At 70.5% G+C, this 22,648-nt stretch carries 22 protein-coding genes and 3 pseudogenes; 12 read left to right on the top strand and 13 right to left on the bottom strand.

Annotation, left to right across the window (positions count from 1 at the left end; translation table 11 throughout):
- Window positions 1-96: 96 nt before the first annotated feature.
- Genes QEG98_RS06695 through speD form a run of 6 tightly spaced genes read right to left on the bottom strand, consistent with a single transcriptional unit; the run spans window position 97 to window position 5,885 of the window.
- Window positions 97-1,731 (bottom strand): FAD-dependent oxidoreductase, encoded by a 1,635-nt coding sequence (locus QEG98_RS06695; RefSeq protein WP_316567841.1) that lies wholly within the window; start codon window positions 1,729-1,731, stop codon window positions 97-99.
- On the bottom strand, window positions 1,722-3,218 hold the full coding sequence (locus tag QEG98_RS06690) for a polyamine aminopropyltransferase (RefSeq protein WP_090484842.1): 1,497 nt from the start codon (window positions 3,216-3,218) through the stop codon (window positions 1,722-1,724). The genes QEG98_RS06695 and QEG98_RS06690 overlap by 10 nt, the downstream gene beginning before the upstream one ends.
- A 45-nt stretch (window positions 3,219-3,263) precedes the next feature.
- The gene (locus QEG98_RS06685; protein ID WP_002635242.1) at window positions 3,264-3,491 is read right to left on the bottom strand and encodes a DUF350 domain-containing protein; all 228 of its coding nucleotides are present in this window, start codon (window positions 3,489-3,491) and stop codon (window positions 3,264-3,266) included.
- Window positions 3,491-3,652, bottom strand: a complete 162-nt coding sequence (locus QEG98_RS06680; RefSeq protein ID WP_020478251.1) for a hypothetical protein — start codon at window positions 3,650-3,652, stop codon at window positions 3,491-3,493. Before QEG98_RS06680 ends, QEG98_RS06685 begins: the two co-directional genes overlap by 1 nt.
- A 32-nt stretch (window positions 3,653-3,684) precedes the next feature.
- On the bottom strand, window positions 3,685-5,580 hold the full coding sequence (locus QEG98_RS06675) for a DUF4178 domain-containing protein (protein WP_316566126.1): 1,896 nt from the start codon (window positions 5,578-5,580) through the stop codon (window positions 3,685-3,687).
- Window positions 5,577-5,885, bottom strand: coding sequence for an S-adenosylmethionine decarboxylase (speD, locus tag QEG98_RS06670; protein ID WP_316566125.1), 309 nt, complete (start codon window positions 5,883-5,885; stop codon window positions 5,577-5,579). The genes QEG98_RS06675 and speD overlap by 4 nt, the downstream gene beginning before the upstream one ends.
- 285 nt (window positions 5,886-6,170) lie before the next feature.
- Between speD and QEG98_RS06665 the strand changes: the two genes are divergently transcribed.
- Window positions 6,171-7,040, top strand: coding sequence for a lipase (locus QEG98_RS06665; protein ID WP_316566124.1), 870 nt, complete (start codon window positions 6,171-6,173; stop codon window positions 7,038-7,040).
- 3 nt (window positions 7,041-7,043) lie between these two features.
- Here the strand turns inward: QEG98_RS06665 and QEG98_RS06660 are convergent, their stop codons facing one another.
- Both QEG98_RS06660 and QEG98_RS06655 read right to left on the bottom strand, forming a co-directional pair.
- A complete protein-coding gene (locus tag QEG98_RS06660; protein ID WP_316566123.1) occupies window positions 7,044-8,141 on the bottom strand; it encodes a peptidylprolyl isomerase in 1,098 nt (365 codons plus the stop codon).
- Between the two features lie 88 nt (window positions 8,142-8,229).
- Window positions 8,230-9,198 carry a hypothetical protein gene (locus tag QEG98_RS06655; RefSeq protein ID WP_316566122.1) on the bottom strand — a complete coding sequence of 323 codons (969 nt, stop codon included), beginning with the start codon at window positions 9,196-9,198 and terminating at the stop codon, window positions 8,230-8,232.
- 443 nt (window positions 9,199-9,641) lie between these two features.
- Between QEG98_RS06655 and QEG98_RS06650 the strand changes: the two genes are divergently transcribed.
- From QEG98_RS06650 to QEG98_RS06640, 4 genes are read left to right on the top strand one after another with little or no spacing between them, the layout of a single operon-like run.
- Window positions 9,642-10,133 (top strand): peptidylprolyl isomerase, encoded by a 492-nt coding sequence (locus tag QEG98_RS06650; protein WP_410477972.1) that lies wholly within the window; start codon window positions 9,642-9,644, stop codon window positions 10,131-10,133.
- 2 nt (window positions 10,134-10,135) lie between these two features.
- Window positions 10,136-10,402, top strand: a complete 267-nt coding sequence (locus QEG98_RS41725) for a hypothetical protein (protein WP_410477971.1) — start codon at window positions 10,136-10,138, stop codon at window positions 10,400-10,402.
- A 52-nt stretch (window positions 10,403-10,454) separates the two neighbouring features.
- Window positions 10,455-10,868 (top strand): alpha/beta hydrolase, encoded by a 414-nt coding sequence (locus QEG98_RS41720; protein ID WP_410477970.1) that lies wholly within the window; start codon window positions 10,455-10,457, stop codon window positions 10,866-10,868.
- 3 nt (window positions 10,869-10,871) lie between these two features.
- A complete protein-coding gene (locus QEG98_RS06640; RefSeq protein WP_090484856.1) occupies window positions 10,872-11,285 on the top strand; it encodes a secondary thiamine-phosphate synthase enzyme YjbQ in 414 nt (137 codons plus the stop codon).
- Here QEG98_RS06640 and QEG98_RS06635 read toward each other — a convergent pair.
- From QEG98_RS06635 to QEG98_RS06625, 3 genes are read right to left on the bottom strand one after another with little or no spacing between them, the layout of a single operon-like run.
- Window positions 11,263-12,288, bottom strand: a complete 1,026-nt coding sequence (locus QEG98_RS06635) for a L,D-transpeptidase (protein WP_316566121.1) — start codon at window positions 12,286-12,288, stop codon at window positions 11,263-11,265. The genes QEG98_RS06640 and QEG98_RS06635 overlap by 23 nt on opposite strands.
- Window positions 12,252-12,548 (bottom strand): SH3 domain-containing protein, encoded by a 297-nt coding sequence (locus tag QEG98_RS06630; RefSeq protein ID WP_316566120.1) that lies wholly within the window; start codon window positions 12,546-12,548, stop codon window positions 12,252-12,254. The genes QEG98_RS06635 and QEG98_RS06630 overlap by 37 nt, the downstream gene beginning before the upstream one ends.
- Complete coding sequence (locus QEG98_RS06625) at window positions 12,545-13,036, bottom strand: hypothetical protein (protein WP_316566119.1); 492 nt, start codon at window positions 13,034-13,036, stop codon at window positions 12,545-12,547. Before QEG98_RS06625 ends, QEG98_RS06630 begins: the two co-directional genes overlap by 4 nt.
- A gap of 532 nt (window positions 13,037-13,568) precedes the next feature.
- Between QEG98_RS06625 and QEG98_RS06620 the strand changes: the two are divergent.
- The 3 genes and pseudogenes from QEG98_RS06620 (at window position 13,569) to QEG98_RS06610 (ending at window position 15,989) form a co-directional block, all read left to right on the top strand.
- Window positions 13,569-15,148: pseudogene (locus QEG98_RS06620) on the top strand (SDR family NAD(P)-dependent oxidoreductase).
- A gap of 19 nt (window positions 15,149-15,167) precedes the next feature.
- Window positions 15,168-15,659, top strand: a complete 492-nt coding sequence (locus QEG98_RS06615; protein ID WP_026114148.1) for a hypothetical protein — start codon at window positions 15,168-15,170, stop codon at window positions 15,657-15,659.
- Window positions 15,660-15,665: 6 nt separating this feature from the next.
- Window positions 15,666-15,989 carry a TerB family tellurite resistance protein gene (locus QEG98_RS06610; RefSeq protein ID WP_316566118.1) on the top strand — a complete coding sequence of 108 codons (324 nt, stop codon included), beginning with the start codon at window positions 15,666-15,668 and terminating at the stop codon, window positions 15,987-15,989.
- Between the two features lie 15 nt (window positions 15,990-16,004).
- Here the strand turns inward: QEG98_RS06610 and QEG98_RS06605 are convergent.
- Window positions 16,005-17,347: pseudogene (locus tag QEG98_RS06605) on the bottom strand (sigma-54-dependent transcriptional regulator).
- Window positions 17,344-18,771, bottom strand: a pseudogene (locus QEG98_RS06600) (sensor histidine kinase). Before QEG98_RS06600 ends, QEG98_RS06605 begins: the two co-directional pseudogenes overlap by 4 nt.
- A gap of 810 nt (window positions 18,772-19,581) precedes the next feature.
- On the opposite strand from QEG98_RS06600, the gene QEG98_RS06595 reads away from it, so the two are divergent.
- The 4 genes from QEG98_RS06595 to QEG98_RS41715 all read left to right on the top strand — a co-directional run bounded on the left by QEG98_RS06595 (window position 19,582) and on the right by QEG98_RS41715 (window position 22,648).
- Window positions 19,582-19,824, top strand: coding sequence for a hypothetical protein (locus tag QEG98_RS06595; RefSeq protein WP_090484869.1), 243 nt, complete (start codon window positions 19,582-19,584; stop codon window positions 19,822-19,824).
- 286 nt (window positions 19,825-20,110) lie between these two features.
- Window positions 20,111-20,701: a GAF domain-containing protein gene (locus QEG98_RS06590; protein ID WP_090484871.1), complete on the top strand. Its 591-nt coding sequence runs from the start codon at window positions 20,111-20,113 to the stop codon at window positions 20,699-20,701.
- 115 nt (window positions 20,702-20,816) lie between these two features.
- The gene (locus QEG98_RS06585; protein WP_410477969.1) at window positions 20,817-22,217 is read left to right on the top strand and encodes a protein kinase domain-containing protein; all 1,401 of its coding nucleotides are present in this window, start codon (window positions 20,817-20,819) and stop codon (window positions 22,215-22,217) included.
- Entirely contained in the window at window positions 22,214-22,648 is a 435-nt protein-coding gene (locus QEG98_RS41715) for a hypothetical protein (protein ID WP_410477968.1), read from the top strand. The genes QEG98_RS06585 and QEG98_RS41715 overlap by 4 nt, the downstream gene beginning before the upstream one ends.

Here is a 22,648-nt window from a genome sequence, read left to right as displayed (position 1 = left end):
CGGGCACGAGCAGGCGGAACACCGCATGCCAAGGGCGCTCACCGCGTCAGAAGAACGCCCCCATGGGCGCATGGAATGGAACGCGGCGGCCGGCGGCTACAGCCAGCTCACCTCACGCCGGCCCAGCTCCGCCAGCACGCGCTCCGCGGCCCGCACGCCAAACCAGTTCGCCTCTTCAAAGAGCCCCATGCCGCCCAGGTCCGAGTGCGCGAAGTGCAGCGAGTTCCCCAGGCTCTCCCCCGCGGCCTGCTTCGCCTGCCCCCACATGAAGCCCGGTGCAGGCCGCACCATGGCGTGGCCCCAGCGCTGGACCTCCAGCCGCTGCGCCTGCCCGGCGATGCCAGGGTGCGCGGGCAGCATGTCCGCCATCACCAGGGCCTCCCAGTCCGCGTAGCGGGCCGACAGCGCCTTCTCCCGCTCGGCCTTCACGTCCGCGCCGTCCATGGGCAGGTACCAGGTGAGCACCGTGGGGCCCTGCTCGTCCTGGCGCAACGTCTGGTGCGTGGCCACCACGTAGCCCAGGCTGCGGCTCTCATAGAAGACGTTGTCCCAGGCCAGCGGAAAGCCCCGCGAGCGCGGCGGCGACGACAACGTCAGGTTCGCCACCACCCACGGCCCATACGCGAAGCCACTCAGCCACGCCGGACGCTCCCGCCGCCACGGCGCCACCACGTGCGCGGCGATGAAGCGCGGACACGCCAGCACCACCTGCCGCGCCAGGAAGGCCCGGGGCTTGCCCGAGCCCGCCTCCAGTGCGTCCACACGGCAGCCGCCCTCCACGGGCTCCACGGTGTGCACCAGCACGTTGCGCTCCACCGCGCCGTTCGGCAGCGCCGACACGAGCTGCCGCACCAGCCGGCCATTGCCTTCGGGCCAGCTCAGATAGCCCTCGCTGCGCTCCCCATTCCCGTCCTGCCGCGCGGTGAAGTACCAGATGCCGGCCCAGGCGGAGACATGCTCGGCGGTGGTCCCGAAGTCGTCGCGGCACGCATAGTCCACCACCCACTTCAGCCGCGCGGAGCGGAAGCCCTCGCGCTCCATCCAGGCCGCCATGCTCAGCGCGTCCAGCGCCGTCCACTCGGCGTCGTCACTGGACAGGCCGGAGGGCACCGCGAAGGCCCGGCGCCCCTTCGCGTCTCGCGCGGAGGCGAAGCCGTTCATCCGCGCCTCGAAGCGCCGCAGCTCCTCCAGGTCCTCCGCGCTGGCGCCCGCGTGCAGGTAGAGCCCTTCGTACCAGTGGCCCCGGTAGAAGAAGCGCTCCTCCGGCTCGTGGATGAGCAGCGACTCCTCGAAGCGCGGCCGGCCCGCGTCATCCACGTCGGTGACGGCTCCCATCTCCCGCAGCAGCCGGACGACAGGGCCCCGGTCCTCCAGCGGCGCCGGCAGGTAGTGCGCGCCCCATGGGTACGCGGAGATGGCGTTGTGCCCGGAGCGAGACGTGCCTCCTGGCTCCGCCTCCAGCTCCAAAACGCGCACGCCTCGCACGCCCGCGCTCGCCAGCCGCCAGGCCGCGGACAGGCCCGCCACGCCCGCGCCCACCACCAGCACCTCCACGGGCTCCACGATGTCCGCGCGGGGCAGCGGCCCGCCGCGCAGCCGGTGCCCCAGCTCCACGGCCTGGTCCACCACCGCGCCGGGGACACGCTCCCGCGGCCCCGACTTCCGGCACGCACTGGCCGCCACCGCGGAACCGAGGAACGCGGCGACCAGCTCCCGCCGCGTCAGTTCCACCGCTGCCACTCCGCCTCGTAGTAGTGCACCAGCACCTGGTTGTTCAGCCGGTTCACCTCCACGGGCAAGGGCCCCATGTCCGGAGGGAACTGGGTGAGTGACGCCATCGTCGCGTCGTCCAGGAAGAGCAGCCCTTCGGGCAGCGGCCGGTTCCGGGCGGGCGGCTCGTGCGCAATCAGCACGTAGCCCCACTCACCGAACGACGGCACCAGCGCGTGGTACGGCTCCGTCCAGAAGCCCGCGGCCCTGAGCGTCGTCTCCACGCACCAGAAGGAGCGCCGGGCGAACAGCGGGCTGGTGCTCTGCACCACCGCCACGCCGTCCGGCGCGATGCGCTTCTTGAGCAGCTTGTAGAAACCCGTGGTGTACAGCTTCCCCAGCGCGAAGTTGTTCGGGTCTGGGAAGTCCACCACCACCACGTCGTACTGCGCGCCGCCCTCGGAGAGGAACTGCATCGCGTCCCCGTTGACCACCCGCATCCGCGGGTCCGTCATCGCGTGGCGGTTCAGCTTCGCCAGCTCCCCGTAGTTCGTCGCCAGCCCCGTAATCGCCGGGTCCAGGTCCACCAGCGTGACGGAGCGGACCTCCGGGTAGCGCAGCACTTCCCGCGCGGCCAGGCCGTCCCCTCCGCCCAGGATGAGCACGTTCTCCACCTTGCCCGCGCGCACCATGGCCGGGTGCACCAGGGACTCGTGGTAGCGGTACTCGTCCAGGCTGGCGAACTGGAGGTTGCCGTTGAGGAACAGCGAGAAGCCCCGCTTGCCGCGCGTGAGGATGATGCGCTGATACGGCGAGCTGGACGCGTGGACCACGTCATCCGCGTAGAGCTGGTCCTCGTAGAAGGTGGTGAGCCGGTCGCCCATGACGAAGCCCGCCAGCAGCAGCACCGTCAGGCCCACCGCCTTGACGCGCAGCCGCAGCGGGTTGCCCAACAGCGGCGCCAGCAGCCAGGTGCTCCACAGCGCCACCGCCGCGTTCAGCACGCCGAACAGCAGGGATGTGCGCACCAGCCCCAGCTTCGGCACCAGCAGCAACGGGAAGGCCACGCTGGCCGCGAGCGCCCCCACGTAGTCCAGCGACAGCACCTGACTGATGAGGTCCTTGAACTTGACCTGGTCCTTCAGGATGCGCAGCAGGAGGGGAATCTCCATGCCCACCAGCGCGCCAATGGCAATCACGCTGCCGTACAGCGCCACCTGGAACAGGTCCGTCAGCGTGAAGGTGAGGAACAGCACCGGCGCGCAGATGCCGCCCAGCAGCGCCACCGCCAGCTCCACCTCCACGAAGCGCTGCGCCACCCCGCGCTCGATGTAGCGCGACAGGTAGCTGCCAATGCCCATGGCGAACAGGTAGCCGCCAATGACAGTGGAGAACTGGGTGATGGAGTCGCCGAGCAGGTAGCTCGCGAGCGCCCCGACGACGAGCTCATAGATGAGCCCGCACGTCGCGATGACGATGACGGTGATGTACAGCAGCGTCTTGTTCACGGCGTCACTTCACTTCGCACAGGCATGGGCGCGCGGCGCGCGCCTTCATCCGCTGATGGCCGCGGCCACGATGATGGCCAGACCGATGATGAAGGAACCGATGACGATGCCCACCGCCGTGTTCTGGTCGGCCTCCAGCTCCTTGTGCACGTCGAACGGCATGATGAGGCGGATGACATAGAAGCCCGCCACGAACACCGCCAATCCGATGAGCGAGTAGATGATGCTCGCCAGCACACCCTGAACGCTGACCACCACGCCAAGTAACAACATCACTTCCCTCCCATGTAGCCGCCAGTCCACAGCAGGACGCCGCCCGGCCCACGCCGAACGTTGCCCGGTACCTTGTCCCGCTCTTCCTTCGTGAAGGGGGACCAGCCCGAAATCGTCAATGCCGCGTAGCCCAGCAGCACCAGTCCTCCAAACCACTTCATGACGCGCCTCCGTCACGTTTGACGACTCAAACCTAGACGTTGCTCTCCGCCCAGCGCCGCGTCTCGAAGCTGTGCGAGCGATACAACGCCACCACCGGCCCCACCACCATCAGCCCCAGCGCGAAGCAGAACCAGCTCGAGTTGGGCGTGTCGTGGATGAGCTTCACCCGGTACGTCATGGGCCGCGGCCGCCTCGGGTTCGCCGCGAAGCTCGCCGTCGTGCGCAGCGCGTACTTCCCGGCGGGCACCGGCGACAGGTAGGTGCTGGTGGACATGTTGCTTTCGGTCCACTCGCCGTCGCCGTCGTTGCCGCGGTAGTAGCTCAGCTCTTCGTAGAAGAGGACCACGTCGTTCGTGTCCTGGTTCACCAGGTCGCCCTGGATGCCCAGCCACTCGTTGAAGGGCGTGCCGCTGATCTCCACGCGCATGTTGCCGCGCTTGGGTAATTCGAAGGGCTCGCTGAAGTGCATGGCCGCGGGCGTGCCTGGCGCGGCATCCGGCGGTACCACCACCGCCTCCTCCAGGACGACCGTCTTCGCGGCGGTCAAGGACAGCACGGCCGACAGCACGAACAACGCCAGTACCCAGAGGCCCGTCCAGACGAAGACGGAGCGCAGGCCCGACTGGTGCGGGTTCGGCTGGCTGGGGGCGATGCCCTCCCGCTGAGGCATCGGCTCCTTCAAGCCGAAGGCCTCCTTCACCACCTCGGGCTCCAGGTACTCGCCGTGGGTGTACGACACCTCGTCGTCCGTGGCGTCCACGTTCACCGAGTACGGCGCGGCGACGTACTCCGACGCCTCGGCCCGCTCGCCCACCCTCACCGTCCAGTAGAACTCCCCCAACACCTTGTCCGTGACCGCGGTGACGTGCTGGAAGCACTTGTAGCGGCGGTGCTCATAGAAGGCGGCGACGTCGGGCGACAGCGACACGTCACCCGCGGGCAGCGGCTTCAGGAACACCCAGTGGCCGTTGGAGTTCATCAGCCAGACGAAGCCGCGCGACGCGTTGTAGAGGAGGAACTCCTCCCACGGGTAGCGCACGCCCTCCACGGTGCACGAGCGCTCCAGGTAGCCGATGCAGATCCACTCCGCGCCATCCAGCTTCCCCTTGGTTCCCAGGGGGATGATGAGCGGCCGGCTCGGCTTCTCCAGCATGCGCAGGAAGGACAGCTTGCCCTGGCGCGCGTCCAGCAGCGCGCCGCAGTAGGGACACGCCACGCGCAGCGTCTTGTCCGGCGCGCGCAGGTCCAGGTTGCCATTGCACTGCGTGCAGCGCGCCTGCTGCAGCTCCACCTTGCGCACGCGGGGCCGGAGCTGCCCGGCCGGGATGCCCAGCTGCTCCAGCTTCAGCGCCTCGCCGACAAAGACCTCGGGCGAGTGCCCACGCGTGCCGAAGTCGAGCGTGAGGAAGGCGCCCTTGGGGCCCGTGGCGTCCACGTACCAGGCGTCCTGCGTGGGGTCCACGTCGCTGGGGAGCTGACCCGCGGCGGCCACCACGCGGCCATGGCCACGCTCCTCGATGACCCACGCGCGGTTGCGCAGGTGCAGCCGCTCTCCCGGGTGCAGGTCCTCCAGCACCACGCCCTCTTCGGGCCCCATGTCGAACATCAGGTGGAAGGCGCCCTCGGACTCGCTGAGCCACCCGGTGCGGCCGTCCGCGAACTCCACGTACCACTCGTCCCACGGCCCCGCGCCGTGGTCCTTCTGCAGGTGACCGACGATGGTGTACGCCACCTTGCGGTAGCGCCCCTCCGCGCGGAGCTGCAACGGCGAATCGGTGGGGACGATGCTGCCAATCTTCCCGTGGGACTCGAAGTCCAGGCCCTTGCGAGCCACCACCGTCTGGCAGTAGCCGCACACCACCACCTGCGCCGACCCGGCGGTGAACTCCACCATCGCACCGCACGATGGACACTTCCCCTGCGTCACGCCGTCACCCCTCGCTTCAGCTCACGCACCACGCACGCCGTCGCCCCCAGATGGCGCGCCAGCAGCGCCTCGAAGTCCGGACGCGGGCGCTCACGGCAGCAGTACACGTTGAGCGCGGCGAACCCGTGCTCCGGAAACGTGTGGATGCCCAGGTGGCTTTCGGCCAGCAGCGCCAGCCCGGTGATGCCACCAGGCTCCGGGAACACGTGCCACTGCGGCTGGCCCACGACCTTCAGGTCCAGCACGACGATGAGCTCCTCGAAGAGCGCCGCCAGTGCCGCCGCGTCCTTGAGGCTGCCAGGCACGCAGCCGCTGGCGTCAACCAGCCATTCCTGTCCGGTGGTCAGCTTCGAAATCCTCCCGTCCGCGGACGTCTTATCACGGGCCTTCCCTCCCGTCCGGCCTCATGTCACCCCCTGGAACGAACAGCACCTCGTTGGCGCCCGCCTCGGGCTTCCCGGTACGCTGCCTTCCAAGATGACGCCGTCGCAGACCGATGCCCCACACGCTCCGTCCCCCCCCGCCCCAGCCCCGAGCGCCATCACCCGGCTCGCTCGCACGCTGCGCGGACTGCCTCCCGCCGAGCGCTGGTGGGGCCCTGGCTGCGCGGGTATGGCCGGCTGGCTGAAGCGGGCGGCGCAGTCCCTCCCCCCGAGGACCTCACGCCCCGCTTCCATGCGCTGCTCGCGCGCGTCCGCCAGGGGCTGCCGGTGCTGCCGGAAGAGGCCCGGCGCCACCAATACGTGCTGGTGCGCGGCATGCTGGGAGACGAGCTGCCCGGCTACCTGCTGGACAACGTGCAGCGGCTGGAGCGCCGGGGACTGAGCGTGCGCGAGGCCGCGGTGGACACCGAAGGGCTGCTCGCGGACAACGTGGCGGTGCTCCGCGAGGTGCTGCGCGACGCGGAGTACTTCGGCCGCAGCGTGGTGATGGTGGGACACAGCAAGGGCGGCGTGGAGTGCACCGCCACGCTGGCGCTCTACCCGGAGCTGCGCCACGTGGTGCGCGCGGTGGTGACGCTCCAGGCGCCGTATGGCGGCTCATCCATCGCGCACGACCTGGCCACCACGCCCCGGCTCCGACGGCTCATCGACTTCGCCTTCCCGCTGCTGTTCCACGGCGTGTCCCGCTCCGTGGAGGAGCTGTCCTATCCCCAGCGGCAGGCCTTCATCCAGCAGCACCCCTACCCCGCCGACATCCCCACCGTGTCGCTGGCCACCTCGCGGCTGTCGCGCACCTCCACGCTGTACCCGCTCCAGCGCTACCTGCACGAGCGCTACGGGTACCAGGCGGACGGCATGGTGACGGCGGTGGACGCGGAGGTGCCCGGCGCGCGCGTGGTGCGGCTGCACGACATGGACCACGCGGAGGCCGCGCTGCGCGGCCTGCCGGGCCTGGTCCGCTACCACCCGGGCGACCTCACCGAGGTGATGGTCGCCCTGGCGTTGGAAGCGCGCTGAGCCTCACGCCGCGGCGGGCGTCAGCGTCACCTTCTTCATCACGTGGTCGATGGTGGAGAAGCGCAGCGCCATCTCGTACAGGCGGCGAGCCAGCGCCTCGTCCTCCTTCACCGCCACGCCCAGCTCCTGCCGGTTGACGCCCGTGAGGTTCGCGAGGTCCTCCAGCATGGCGTCCGTCGCCGCGCGGTCCGGCTGGATGCCGTCGCGTTCGGCGATGGCTCGCAGGACCAGCGCCAGCGTGATGCGGTACGCCGCATCCATGCGGGTCAGCGGATCCTGCAGCCACCCCTCCAGCGCTTCCTGAAGCTCGTCGGGCTGGAAATCCTTGCGCTGGAGGATGGGCCGCTCGGCCTCCGCCCAGCGCTGGCGAATCTCCTCGTCCACCAGCGCGGCGGACAGCTCCACCGGCGTGCGGTCCACGAGCACGTCCATGACGCGCTCCTGGGTCAACCGGTCGACGTCGGCGAGCCGCTCCTGGGCCAGTTCGTCCCCCAGCTTGCGCATGACGTCCGTGATGGAGCCCATGCCCAGCCGTGACAGCAACTCCGGCGAGTCATCGTCCAGCAACTTCAGCGCTCGCGCCGCCTTCACGCTCACGAGGAAGCGGGCCGGCTGCCCCCGCAGCGCCTCCACGGGATAGGTGTCCGGCAGCGTCAGCTCGATGCCGACCGACTGACCCACCTTCGCCCCCGCCAGTGATTCGAAGAAGCCGGGCAGCCCCGGGTCCGCCGCGACGCGCACCCACCAGTTCTCCCGGACAGAGAAGGGCATCAGCCGGTTGTTGGCGAAGCCCAGCACGTCCACGAGCGCGTCGTCCTCGAGCGCCACATCCTCGCCCGGCTGACGCTCGCGGACGTCTGCGTGCTGGCGACGGAGCGCATCGAAACGGTCCACGAGCTCCTGCTCCGTCAATGGCGCAGGCGCCACCTGAGCCACCGACACCCCCTCCAGGGAAGGCGCCTCCACCGTGGGAAGCTCCACCGGCTCGGTGCTGTCGAGCTGCAGCGCCGCCGGCATCTTCTTCATGATGCCGAGCGCATGAAGCTCGGCCAGCGAACGGGCATTCTTACGACCGCCCTGCGAATCGTCATGGGTCGTCATGGTCTCTCGCTCCGTCCCCCTCGGATAGCACAACGCTCCGGGAGGACCGAAGCCCCCCGGAGCGTTGAGATTGACGACGCGGCGCTTCCTAGAAGAAGGAGCCGATGAAGCCGGACACGGTGGAGACGGCCGCACCCACCTGGCTCACGACCGGGATGTTGGTCGCGGCGGCGATGGACCCCAGCGCCGTCACTCCAGCGGTAATCTTCTTTCCAGCCGAAGCGTTGGGGTCCGTGATGGTGTTCACGGCCGCCACGGTATCCGCCGCGGCGATGGCGACGTTGAGGCCCGGGGTGAAGCGGCCCGCGGCACGCGCCACCGCGGTGCCACCGCCCTGCACCGCGGCGCGCGCGGCGGTGCCAGCGGTGCGGGCGGCGCCCTCGAGTCCGCGCTCGGCGACCTCGGCGGCCGCGCGGCGCACGACCTGACGCGACGCACCTTCCAGCGCGGTGTTGGCGGCGGTGGTGGCCACGCGGTTGGCGGCGGCACGCGAGGCCTCCGGGGCCGCGGCGGTGAAGGCGGTGCGAGCCGCGTCGGTGGCAGCGCGGTAGTTGCTGACATTGCCCGCGAGGCTCAGGCCATCCCGCGCCGCCATCAGCCCCGTGGAGAGCGTGCCCGAGGCGGTGCCCACCGCCTCACGGACGTTCGCTTCGGTCGGGTTGCGAAGCGCATCGCGCACGTCACGGAACGTCTCGATGGCTCCGGTGGGGAGCTGCGCCACGTTGGCCGCGAGGCTGACGGCACCGGCGCCGCGCGCGAGGCGGGTGTTCGCCCCTTCGACGACGGGGCCATTGCCACCCGGCAGGTTGACGGGGCCGAAGCGGCGGGGCCCGAAGGCGTCACGCACCTGCGTGGCGACAGCGGCATCCGAGACAGAGCGGAGCCCCGTGGCGGCCTGCGTAACGCGGTTGTGCGCGTCCTCGAACCGGTCGGACTGCCCGGGACGGGCCTCCGCGCGCGCCGGAGGAGGAGGCGGCGGAGGCGGCGGAGTCGGACGCGCCGTCACGGGAGGCGGCGGGACGGGACGGGGCTCATTGCGGCGAATCGGAGGCGCCATGGAGTGTGCTCCTACGGGAACTTGAAGGGCTTTTTTGTAGCGTTACCCGGATCATCGGGCTTTCTGGCTCTTTGTTGCGTCCAGACTCACAGACTTTACCGATTTTCACTCCCGGTATCTGACAGATGCCGGCCGATGACCCCGTAAGCCCCTGGAATCCATTGGAAAAGGGGCTAAGGTCCGCGCGCCATGCGGACCCAATTCCTGACGACTGTCCTCCTCTGCCTTACCCTCACCGCCTGCAAGGACTCCGACAAGAAGGAATCCATGGGGGGTGGTACCCCGCCTTCCGCGACGACGCCGGCGAAGCCCACGGCGCCTTCCGCCGCCGAGGTGCCGGCCGCGGCGCCCCCTCCGAGGCCGCCTCGGGTGAATGGACGAAGAAGGTCCAGGCGGGCCAGGACGTCTACGCCACCCTCGAAACGAACCAGGGCGCCATCGTCGTGCGCCTCTTCTCCAAGGATGCCCCCAAGACGGTGGCCAACTTCGTGGGCCTGGCCACGGGCGAGAAGGCCTGGACGGACCCGAAGACGGGCCAGCGCGTGGAGGGCAAGCCGCTGTACGACGGCGTCATCTTCCACCGGGTGATTCCGGGCTTCATGATTCAGGGCGGCGACCCCACGGGCACCGGCCGCGGCGACCCGGGCTACCGCTTCGAGGACGAGTTCCAGAGCGGCCGGACCTTCAACAAGAAGGGCCTGCTGGCCATGGCCAACGCCGGCCCCGGCACCAACGGCAGCCAGTTCTTCATCACCACCTCCACGCCGGACTACCTCAACAACCGTCACACCATCTTCGGTGAAGTGGTGTCGGGCTACGACGTGGTGGAGAAGATTTCCAACGTGCAGCGCGACCCGCGCGACAAGCCCCTGGAGCCGGTCGTCATCCAGAAGATCGCGATGAGCGACCAGGCCCCGGCCGGCAGCGGGAACTGACGATGGAACGCGCCCTGCGCCACGTGGCCACACGGCTGGGTGAGCTGGACTGCCACGTCATCGACGCGCTCCCCGAGGGCGCGACGCCCGAACTGGTCGTCGTCCTCTCCCATGGCCTGGGCGCGCCCGCCACCGACCTGGTGCCCCTGGGGCCGGAGTTGATGGCGTTCCAGCCGGCGCTGGCGGACCGCGTGCGGTTCGTCTTCCCCGGCGGGCCCATGGCCTGGGCGCACGGAGGACGCGCCTGGTTCCCCTGCCCGACGCAGTGATGCGGGGGAGCAGCGCGACTGGGAGCAGTTCGCGCGCGACGTGCCGCCGGGCATGCCCGCCGCGCGCCGGGCGCTGATGAGCACCGTGGACGCGCTCTGCGCCGCGATGAAGCTGCCCTACGGGCGCATCGTGCTGGGCGGCTTCAGTCAGGGCGGCATGGTGTCCACGGACGTGGCCCTGCGCCTGGATGAGCCGCCCGCCGGGCTGTGCATCCTCTCCGGCACGCTGACGTCGGAGCCGGAGTGGCGCCCCCGCGCCCAGGGCCGCACGGGGCTGCCCGTGTTCCAGGCCCACGGGCGCTACGATCCGCTGCTTCCCCTGGACAGCGCCGAGCGGCTGCGGGACCTGTTCGTGGCGTCGGGCCTCACCGTGGACTTCCACGCCTACGACATGCCGCACGCCATCGTCACCGAGGAACTGGAGGCCCTGGCCGCGTTCCTCGCCGCGCGACTGGGAGGACGCTGAGCCATGTTCCACGCGAAGGAGCTCACGGTGTCCAGCCGGGGCCGCGGCTTCACCGACATCACCGCGGACGTCCAGCGCGCCGTCGCGGAGAGCGGCGCCCGCCAGGGGCTGTGCACCGTGTTCCTTCATCACACGAGCGCGTCCCTGCTGCTGTGTGAGAACGCGGACCCGGACGTGCGCCAGGATTTGGAGTCCTTCTTCTCGCGGCTGGTGAAGGACGGGGACCCGCTCTTCGTCCATGACGCGGAGGGGCCGGACGACATGCCCGCGCACGTGCGCACCGTCCTCACGCAGAACGCGCTGAACATCCCCGTGAAGGACGGCCGCGCGGACCTGGGGACGTGGCAGGGCGTCTACGTCTGGGAGCACCGGACCTCGCCGCACCGGCGCCGCGTCACCGTGTCCGTGGTGAGCTGACCGCTACGGCGCGCCCCCGCGTCGCGGCGACCGCCACCTTGCGCGGCTTGCCCGTCGGCCGGGCCTGACCGCGGATGCGAATCCACGAGCCCGGCGCGTCCTCCGTCGCGTGGACCATGGACCAACCGACGGGCACCTGCGGCGCGGCCCAGGCATAGAGCGCTCGGGCGTCCTTCGGCGACAGGTTGACGCAGCCGTGGCTCATGGGCTGGCCGAAGCGGTCGTGCCAGTAGGCCGTGTGCAGCGCGTAGTCGTCCTGGAAGAACATGGTCCAGGGCACCGTGGCCACGCGGTAGGTGTCGTTGCCGGCGGTGCCGCTGCCTGTCATGTCGGCCTCCGCGAATTTGATCCAGATGCGGAACAGGCCCTCCGGCGTGTCCGTGCCCTGCTTCCCGGAGGAGATGAGCGTCGCGTACACCGGCCGCTCGCCTTCGTAGGCCACCAGCACCTGGGCATCCAGGTCCACGTCCAGCCAGCGGGAGCCGGGCTCCACCTGCGGCGGCGCGTGTGAAAACCAGGCGACGTGCAGGTCGTCTCGCGCCACCCATTGGTCCTCCGCGATGCTCACCCAGTGGCCGTCCTCGGACAGCTCCTTCACGGCCACCAGCGTGCGTGGAGGCAGCACCGTTTCGCGGGCGGCCTGCGCGTCTGGCGCGGTCCGCACTTCCACGGCGGCGGAGGGACGCGTGCGGGACTGGGCCCAGGCGAACGTCGGCGGCAGCTCTGCGATGGCCTCCTCGTTCACGCCCTCGAAGGAGGAAGGCCGGTACTCGCGCAGCACCCGCGCCTCCAGGTACTGGCCGTCGGTGGTGCGCCAGTACGTCCTGCGGCGGATGCGGACCTGCCCGCGGAGCTGCACCGATACGGAGCCCTTCAGCAGCACGCCCTTCCGCCGGGCGCGCGCCAGGGCGAGGCTGGGATAGGCGCGCACGCGCTTGCCTACGACACGGGCGTAGATGCCGGGCGTCAGCTCGCCCTCGCGCAGCTTGGGGAGTTCGCGCACGCGGGTTCGCGGAAGTTGGGCTCCAGGTAGCGCTCGCAGACCCAGCCGCGCGGTTCAATCTGAATCCACGCCTCGCAGTCCGGGCCGCGCACCGCCGTTTCGCCCTGCCAGCGCACGCGCATGTCCTGCGCCACGGTGCCCAGTGCCGGTGCGTCCTGCCGAGGCTCCTGGCGGACCACGATGGAGCGGCGCACCCGCAGCGAGCCCGCGTCCGGAGCGAAGGGCACGGCGTACGTTCCTCCGTCCTCCGCGCCGCTCACGGGCGCAAGTCCTGGGTCGACGTCTTCGAGCACCAGCCCCGTGTCCTCGAGCGGCTCGCCGTCCGGGCCGAGCACCAGCTCCTCGCCCGGGTGCAGTTCGTCCGGGATGACAGTGAGCTGCTCGGGCAGGGGAGTTCCTCTCCGCCCGGCGTGTCCTCTTCCTCCTCGGACTGGGCAAGGTCGTCCAGGGCCGGGTCGATGGTCAGCGCCGGCACCTCGTCGCGCGCCTCGGCCGCCCCATCGTCATGCGTGCGGCGCGGCGGAGACAGCGCCGCCTCGGCCGAACCATCAACGCCGCCGTCAGTCCCCGCATCCGCCGCGGTGCGCTGCCACGCCGCGAACAGCGCATCCGCGGCCGTGCGCCGGGCATCCGAGGGGAGGTCCCCAGGAGCGTTGGCATCGGCGTGAGGTGCGCGGACCTCCACGCCGTCCCCTGGCGTCCCTGGGCCCGCGCCGCCGTCGAACGGCGCGGCCCTGGATGCCGACACAGATACACTCGGTGTGTCACCGCGTTCCTCCGCGCCCCGGGGCGCGGTCACTCTCGCCAGGGAGGCATCGGGCGAGGTGTCCTCCGGGCCGGGAGGCGGCGTGCAGGCGATTCCAGGCAGCAGCAGAACGAGCGGAAGCCAACGGCGCATGGAACTGACACGGTACGGAGGAGCGGCGGCACACTCAACGTCGGCCACGGTGCGCTCGCCTGCGTGCGGCTCCGTGTGAGTGGGCATTTCGTGCCATCTCAGCGGCCCTTGTCACACGCAGCGGAAATGACGGTCCGCGGCCCATGGCGCGCGCCGGGCTCGCGCTCATCATCCCGCAGCGGGCCCAAGCGACGCGCCCGTGAAGACAGCGCCCGCGAATCACCCCGCACGCAGGCCAAGGCGGCGCGCCGGTGAAGACAGCCCCCGGAAGCCCGCAGCATCCCCGAGCACGGCGGCCGGGTGCCCGTCTCCCCTGCCGCCGGGCCCCCTCCCCCTGCCCCTCTTTCCACCCGCCCCCTTCGGAAGATATGCAGCGGGGGAGATGAAGCTCGCCGAGACTGCTCCGACCCCCGCTCCCGAAGCGCCGCCCGCTGCCCCCTGTCCCTGGACGAGGTACGCCGCATCACCCAGCTCCTGGAGGCCATCAGCGAGGACCGCTTCCTGTTGGCCGGCCTCCCCGAGGAGGACCGCATCGCCTTCCTGAGCGCCGCGGGCCGCGTGCTGCACCCGGACCGCGACACCAAGTCCCGGATGGCGAAGGCGCTGCGCCGAGACAGGAAGAAGACGAAGCGCGAGCACGACCGCGCCATCCGCGCCACGACGGAGATTCGCACCCTGCGCCGCTCCGCCATCTTCACGGTGCCGGCGCTGCCCCCACCGCCCCCGACGGAAGCAGGGCCCGAGCGCATCCTCGAGCAGCCCCGCCGCTGCTACGTCTGCAAGGCCGAGTACCGCAAGCTGCACTTCTTCTACGACGCGATGTGCATCGAGTGCGCGGACTACAACTACGCCAAGCGCACCCAGCGCGCCGACCTGAACGGGAAGGTCGCGCTCATCACCGGCGCCCGGGTGAAGATTGGCTTCCAGGCCTCGCTGATGCTGCTGCGCTCCGGCGCGCGCGTCATCGCCACCACGCGCTTCCCCAACGACGCCGCGAAGCGCTACGTCCAGGAGCCGGACTTCGCGGACTGGGCGCACCGGCTGCACATCCACGGGCTCGACCTGCGGCACGCGCCCAGCGTGGAGCTCTTCGCGAAGTACATCGAGCAGACGCACGAGCGCCTGGACATCCTCATCAACAACGCCGCGCAGACGGTGCGCCGGCCTCCGGGCTTCTACGGCCACCTGCTGCCGGGAGAGATGCGCCGCGCGGACGACCTGCCGGCGGCGGCGCGCGCGCTGCTCGCGGGCCATGACGCCTGTGTCGCCACGGTGCAACCGGCCGCCCTGGGCGCGGGCAACGCGGGCGGTTCGGAGCTGGCCACCACCTGGCGCAGCAGCGACCCGGCGCTGGGCATCCACTCCTCCGCCGCGCTGTCCATGCTGCCCTACAACCTGGAGCAGGAGGGTGACGAGCGCGCCCTCTTCCCGCAGGGCCGGTTGGACGCGGACCTCCAGCAGGTGGACCTGCGGGACATGAACTCGTGGCGGCTGCGGCTCGCCGAGGTCCAGACGGCGGAGATGCTGGAGGTCCACCTCATCAACGCGGTGGCGCCCTTCATCCTCGTCGGAAAGCTGAAGCCGCTGATGCTCAGGGACCGCTCGTCCCCCGGCCACGTGGTGAACGTCTCCGCGATGGAGGGCAGCTTCTCGCGCGGGACGAAGACGGACAAACACCCGCACACCAACATGGCGAAGGCGGCGCTCAACATGATGACGCTGACCTCCGCGCCGGACTACGCCCGCGACAACATCTACATGAACGCCGTGGACACCGGCTGGGTCACCGACGAGGACCCCGCGCAGCACGCGGAGCGCAAGGTGCAGGAGCTGGACTTCCAGCCACCGCTGGACATCGTCGACGGGGCGGCGCGGGTGGTGGACCCCATCATCGCCTCGGAGAACAGCGGCGAGTACGTCTGGGGCAACTTCTTCAAGGACTACCGTCACACCGCGTGGTGACACGCGGACCGGGGGCGACATGGCAACCCGCAGTCTCCGCTTCGAATCGTACGTGGAGGTCACTCCCGCTGAAGCCTGGGCGTGGGTGACGTCGATGAAGGGCATCTCCACGGAGATGCACCCGTATCTGCGGATGACGGCGCCTCCGGGCGTGGCGAGGCTCGAGGACGTGCCCTTCGAGCCGGGCCAACCGCTGTTCCGCAGCAAGCTGCTGCTGGGCGGCGTGCTGCCGGTGGGCTGGTCCGACGTGACGCTGCGCGAGCTGGAGCCGGGACGCCGCTTCGTCGAGGAGTCCCCCATGAGCACGATGCGGCAGTGGCGGCACGAGCGCCGCATCATCGAGGCGCACGCCGGCGTCGACATCATCGACCAGCTCGACTTCGAGCCCCGCTTCGGCGGCCGGCTGGCGGAGGCCTTCATCCGGCGCCTCTTCGAGCACCGCCATTCGGTGCTCCGCCGCGCGCTGACGCCGTCAATAGGTGGACGGGCGTCCCAGGAAAAGCCAGCCTAGCGGGACATGAGCCCCGAAAAGTTCCACGTCGAAGTCCTCAAGCTGCTGCTCCAGGTCGCCACCGTCGATGGCCGCGTCGCTCACTCCGAGATTCGGCACATCCTGGACACCGCGCGAGGCATGAGCGTGCCCCTGCAGGAGCTGGCCGCGCTGACGCGCTGTCTGCAGAACAACGAGCCCCTGCCTCCGCCGAACATGGGCATCCTGCGCACCAACCCCTCCGCCGTCATCCAGGAGGCGAAGGCGCTCATCGCCAGCGACGGCAGCGTGCACGCGGCCGAAATCGAGCTGCTGCGGCAGATTCGGGAGCTGCTCGGCGTCAGCAACTGACGTCCGCCGCGCGCGCTACGACTCGGCTTCCGGGGCCTCCAGCAGCTTGTAGAGCGTCTTGCGGTCCACATCGAGCAGGCGCGCCGCCTCGCTCTTGTTGCCGCCCACGTGCTGGAGCACCTGCGCGGCGTAGCGGCGGGACAGCTCGGCCAGACTCGGCATGTCGCCCGCCGGCCCGCCATCTTCGGGGTGGACGCATCCCCGATGGGCTCCGGGAAGTCCTGGGGTCCCAGGACGCCCGTCACGTTGAGCGCCAGCGCCCGCGCCACCACGTTCTCCAGCTGCCGCACGTTGCCCGGCCAGTCGTAGGCCGCCAGGCGCGCGTTCGCCTCCGGCGTCACCACCGGCCGCACCCCGCCGCGGGCATGACGCCCGGCGAAGTGCTCCACCAGCGCGGGGATGTCCTCGCTCCGCTCCCGCAGCGGCGGCAGGTGCAGGTGCACCACGTCCAGGCGGTACAGCAGGTCCTCGCGGAAGAGGCCTTCCGCCACCCGCGCCTTGAGGTCCTTGTTCGTCGCCGCCACCACGCGCACGTCCACCTTGACGGGGACGCTCTCACCCACGCGGCGGATTTCGCCCTCCTGCAACACGCGCAGGAGCTGCGACTGCACCTTCATGCCGACGTCGCCAATCTCATCCAGGAAGAGCGTGCCGCCGCTGGCCTCCTCGAAGACGCCTCGCCGCGCGCCGGACGCGCCGGTGAAGCTGCCCTTCGCGTGGCCGAACAGTTCGCTCTCCATCAGCGATTCGGTAATCGCGCCGCAGTCCACGGGGATGAAGGGCCCGTTCATGCGCGGCGAGCGCTTGTGCAGCGCGCGCGCCACCATCTCCTTCCCCGTGCCCGTCTCGCCCGTAATCAGCACGGGCACGTTGCTGGCCGCCGCGCGTGCCACGTGCTTGTACACCTCCAGCAGCGCCGGGCTGCGGCCCACCAGCATCAGCGAACCGCGCTCCACCTGCTGGCGCAGCGAGCGGTTCTCCTCCACCAGCCGCTTCTGCTCCAGCGCCCGGCGCGCCACGCGCAGAATCGCGTCCACGTCGAAGGGCTTCGCCAGGTAGTCGAAGGCGCCCTGCTGGATGCTGTCCAGCGCGCCCTCGATGTTGCCGAAGGCTGTCACCACCACCACGGGCGTGTCCGGCAGCTGCGCCTTCACCTCATGGAGCACCTTCAGCCCGTCGCCCGGCTCGGGCATGGCCATGTCCGTGAGGACCAGGTCAAAGGCGCCCTCCGCGATGCGCTCGGTGGCGCGGCGCGGGTCCGGAGCCTGCGTCACCGCCCCCAGCGGCCCCAGCAAGCGCTGGAGCAAATCGCGGGCCTGCGGGTCATCATCCACGACGAGGATGCGGGCTGAGCTCATGTGCCGACCTTGCGTATTCCGGCGGAAGCAGTCGTTGTCTGAGAACCGCTGGTGCCCGCCGCCGGGCGCACCACGCGGGGAAGCGCACCACCACGTGCGTTCCCTTTCCTTCTTCCGAGCGCACCACCAGCGTGCCGCCGTGCGCCTCCACCACGCGCTTGGTGGTGACCAGCCCCAGTCCGTGGCCCGGCAGCCCGCGCACCTCCGGCGCGCGGAAGAAGGGCTGGAACAGCGAGGCCTGGGTGCCCGGCGCCATGCCGATGCCGTTGTCCACCACCTCCAGCACGGCCATGCCGTCCTCGGTGGCCACGCGCACCTTCACCCGGGGTCGGGCCGGCCCGCCGAGTACTTCACCGCGTTGGTGAGCAGGTTTCGCGCGCTCACCTGCAACAGCTGTCCGGGGCAGTCCACCGCCACGCCGGGCTCCAGCTCCCGCTCCAGCGCCACGCCCTGCGCCGCCGCCGTCTGCGCCACCTCCAGCAACACGGTGGTGACGGCCGTGTCCAGCTCACCCACCGTACTCTCGCCGCGCGTACCGGCGCGGCAGAAACGCAGCAGCGCCTCGATGAGCTCGCCCATGCGAACAGCGCTGGACTCACACTGCGCCAGCATCTCCAGCGCGCCCGCGTCGTTCACCGCGCCGGTGCGGCGGATGAGCGTCAGGTAGCCCTTGAGCGGCGCCAGCGGGGAGATGAGGTCGTGCGCCACGCGCCGCGTGAAGGCGTCCAGCTCCTGGTTGTGCCGGCCCAGCTCCTCCAACTGGCCCTGGATGATGGCCTCCTGGCGCTTGAGCAGCGAGGTGACGCGCCAGCCCACCAGCGACGACAGGAGGATGGCCAGCAGCGTGGCACCCGCGCCCAGGGCGGTGTTGCGCACGCGCAGGTCCTCCAACCGGTTCACCAGCCTGCGTGCCTCGGCCGCGTTCTCCTCCTCCAGCGCGCCGCCCAGCGCGTCCAGCTCCGCCGCCAGCGGGCGGATGCGCTCGGCCAGGTGGCGCCGGGCCCGCTCCGCCTCGCGACGCTGTGAGAAGATGGCCGCCGCGCGCACCGGTCCGCCAGCCCCTGGCACGCGGCGTTGAAGCGGTACCACAGCGCCTTCTCGCCCTGCGGGAGGTTGCGGGTGTACGCCTCCGACGAGGCGCGGATGTCCGCGAGAATCTGCTCCATCACCGCGTCCGCGGCGCGGCGCTCGGCGTCACCCGTGGCGCGGACATGCGCCTCGATGGCGGCCTCCAGCGACAGCGCGTCCACGCGGATGCGGCCAATGGAGCCGGCCCGCTCCAGCGCCTCCTGCACCAACCCGTCCACCTGGCTGCCCGTGCGGACCTCCGTCCACAACGTGAAAGCGGTGACGGCGGACAGCAGGACGACCACGAAGAAGAAGCCGGCCCGGTAGCCGCGGATGGGGATGCGGGAGCTCGCCACGCCGTTCCTCTATCACGAGGCCGGCGCCGCGCGTCCGGCGGGACGTCAGGGCACCGTCGGGGCGACGTTTCCGGCCGCCGGGGGGCAGCCGGCTGGGGCGGATTGTTCAACCGCCGCCGTGCACGCTCCAGCGCGGACTCGTACCAGACGTCCGACAGCTCCTCGTGCATCTCCTTCAGCTCCTTCAGCTCGTTGACCTCGCGCTCCAGCGCCAGCAGCTGGGTGTTGTGCTCCTCCAGCGCGTGCCGGTCCGCCTCGGTGCGCACCAACTCCTCCAGCAGCGCCGCGCGCGCCTGCTCCGCCTCCGCGCGCTCCAGCCGCACCTGCTCCAGCGCGGACTCCAGCTGGGCCATGCGCAGCGCGAACGCCTCGGCGCGCTCCCGCTCCGCCTCGTACTCGCGACGCCACCGGTCCGCCTCGAGGACCTGGGCCTCCAGTCGCTCGAGCGGAATACCCGTCGCGCAACCCGTACCCAGGACGGCCAACGCTGTCGCGAAACAGAGGAACCGCATGGACCATCTCTCCCACACCATGACCACGCGACATGCGCGGCGAAGGTGCTGGGCCGACACCCTGCAACCAGATGACGCGTGCAGCTTGCTCAAGTGCTCCGTCATCGTCAAAGCAGCAACTGCCCGTCTGGGGAGCCTGCCCCCATTGTCGGAGCTCCAACTGCGGAGTTTCTCCCCACGGACATCCCCGCAAGACACCTGCTCTCCCTCTGACAACGCTCCTGGCACGCCGCCTGCTCAAGCCCTCGCTCGCTGGGACGGCGCAATCTCGCGTCGTCGTTCGTCAACGGAGCTTTTCATGAAGACCGTGTTCGCCGCCGCCCTCCTCGCCGCCGCCACTGCGTTCGCCAACACCCCGGCTCCCGCCGAGCCCGCTGCCGAAGCCAAGCCCGCCGCTGCCGAAGCCAAGCTCGAGGCCGCCGAGGCGCCCCAGGCCGAAGAGGCGAAGGCCGAGGCGGCCCCCGAGGCCAAGCCCACCAAGAAGGCCACGAAGTCGGCGAAGAAGGCCGCCAAGGCCACCTCCGCATCCGAAGCCAAGTAATCAAGATTTACGGCTTTATAGCCAGGGCGCGGGGGTACCTCTTCCAAGGGAGGTACCCCCGTTGTCTTTGCGGGTCCATAAAAACCCGTCTTACATCGATTTCTGAGATACCCTCTCGAAACGCCTATCGAGGTCGGAGAAAACCCATCCGGGTCAGGACTTTCGCACGCCCGTCAATCCATCCAGTGAACGTGAGATTTGACAGAAATAGAAGAAACCTGCTTAATATGACTTCAGAGAATCACTGACTGTCCCGGATAGGGACGGAACTCAAACGAGCGCACCAATGATCGAAGCCTTCTCGAAGGTGTCGGAAGCCTCGAAGCTGCTGCTGGAGAAGGGCCTGGGCCCGAGCACCGGCATGGAGGCGCTGCGCATGGTGGGCCACGCGCTGGGCGTGGACCGCGCGTACATCCTGGAGAACCGCGTGCAGGGCACGTACGGCCGGTTCATCACGGACATGCGCCACGCCTGGGCGGAGCCGCCCACGCCGTCGCCGCTGGCCAACCCGGTGATGCGGGCCTTCTCCTTCCGCGAGTTCGCGCCGGGCTGGGTGGACATGCTGGAGGCCGGCATGGTGGTGGCGTGCCCCACCCGTGACGCGCCCCCGACGATGAAGGATTTGTTGGAGCGCCAGGGAACGCAGTCCATCCTCCTGTGCCCCATCAACCCCTCCCGGCAGCAGTGGTGGGGCATGGTGGCCTTCGAGGACTGCCGCCGTCCCCGCGCCTGGAAGCCGGAGGAAGTGACGCTGCTCAAGTCCCTGGCGCGCGCGGTGGCGGCGTCCGTCCGACATGGGCAGATGCGCTCCTCCCTGGACCAGGTCCGAAACAGCCTGCGCCAGGCGGTCAACCGCACCCCAGTGTCCAGCCCCTGAACGGCAGGCGGGCGGGGCGCCTGGCGGCTTGCCGGGGGGCAATACCGACCCGTGCATGAGCGGACATTTCCAACGCCGGGTTTCTGCTACCCTGGCCGCCCCTTCGCTCACCGCCATGTCCTCAATCGACCCCACCGCGATCAGCCGTCCGCGCTCGCCGGACATCATCAGCGGCTACCACCTCGACAAGCTCGTCGGCAGCGGAGGCATGGGGGAGGTCCACAAGGCTACCCAGCTCTCGCTAGGCCGCACGGTGGCGGTGAAGCTCCTCAATCCCGAGCTGGCGAAGGACCCGTCCTTCATCGCGCGCTTCCAGAAGGAAGCCGCCGCGCTCGCGGCCCTGAGCCATCCCCACATCGTCTCCATCGTCGACAAGGGGAAGACGGACACCACCTACTACCTGGTGATGGAGTTCGTGGACGGCCCGTCGCTGCGGGAGCTGATTCGCGAGCCGCAGCTGGACGTCATGGGCGCCCTGCGGCGCATGCTGCAGATCTGCCGCGCCATCGAGTACGCGCACGGCCGCGGCGTCATCCACCGGGACCTGAAGCCGGAGAACATCCTGCTGGACCAGCAGGCCGGCGGCATCGCCAAGGTGTCGGACTTCGGCCTGGCGTCCTTCCTGGAGGATGCCAGTCCCTCCTCGCGCTACGCGCTCACGTCCACGCACGTGTCCATGGGCACGCTGTCGTACATGGCGCCCGAGCAGCGCGTGGACGCGAAGAGCGCGGACGCGCGCGGACATCTTCTCGCTGGGCGTCATCCTCTACGAGTGGCTCACGGGAGAGGTGCCGCTGGGCACGTTCGACCCGCCGTCACGGCGCAAGCCGGGGCTGGACTCGCGGCTGGACGCCATCGTCACGCGGTGCCTCAAGCCGGACCCGGAGGACCGCTACCCCTCCGTCACCACGCTCATCGCAGACCTGGAGCTGCTCGTCCCGGGCAGCCTGCCGTCCCTGGCGCCGGTGAAGCTGACGCACCTCCAGCGCGTCCGCCAGGGCGTGCGCAAGGTGGTGCGCATGACCCTGCAGGCCGCGGCCGTCCTGCTGGTGGTGGCGGCGCTGGCCGTGCTGGGCCGGGAGTGGCTGCGCAGCGGGGAGAAGCCCGTGCCGCCGCAGCCCGGCGCCGCGCTGAACGCGGACCTGGGCCCGCCATCGCCCCGGTCCATGCCCGGCCGGCTGGAGACAGGCTCCGAGAAGCGCACGGTGTCGGTGGGTCACGGCCCGGATGCGCCGTCGCTCCTGGTCGCCGGACGGCCGGTGGAGGCGGAAGAGAAGGCCATCATCTTCCCGCCCGTGGAGGAGCGCTCGCAGTCGCGCGTGGGCCGTGCCCGCGTGGACGTGGTGGGGCTGGACGGCGACATCGCCGTGCTCAGCGCCCGCGTGCGTGCGGACGCGCCGCCGGACACCTGGAAGCGCCGCGCCTACGTCATGCTCTACGGGCCGTCGCTGCAGGCCCCCTCGGCCGCGCTGCTGCTACAAGGCAGCACGGGCCGCTACGTGGCGCTCATCCATGACGGCGCGGGCGCGCCGCTGCGGCTCGAATGGGCCCTGGGCGAGCGCCGCGGCACGATGCTGGGCGGCGTCGCCGGAGGGCGAGGCCGCGCTGGAGCTGCGGGTGGACGCGGACGGCGTCATGCAGGGCTACGTCGGCAAGGGCAAGGACCAGCGGGCCATTGGCGAGCCGCTCAACCTGGGTCCGGGCTGGATGGAGCACTTCGGGGACGCGCCCGTGCCCGCCTTCGGCTGCATCGAAGGCACCTGCCGCGCGGAGGGCTTCCTCTACACCGTGCGGCGCGCGCCGCCTCCGGGGACGACGGCGCCCGTGCCCGACGTGCCGGTGGCGAAGGCCGTGGTCGCCGCGGTGCCCGCCAAGCGGCCTGCTCCGCCGCCCCCGAAGAAGCAGCCCGCCAAGGCCCCCGTGAAGAGCCCTCCCAAGCGACGGTAG

Origin of the sequence: Myxococcus sp. MxC21-1 (genome assembly GCF_032612255.1) — a bacterium.
In the GTDB taxonomy this organism is placed as follows: domain Bacteria; phylum Myxococcota; class Myxococcia; order Myxococcales; family Myxococcaceae; genus Myxococcus; species Myxococcus virescens.
The sequence above is the reverse complement of the archived record's forward strand: the minus strand, read 5'-3'. Positions and strand labels throughout refer to the sequence as shown.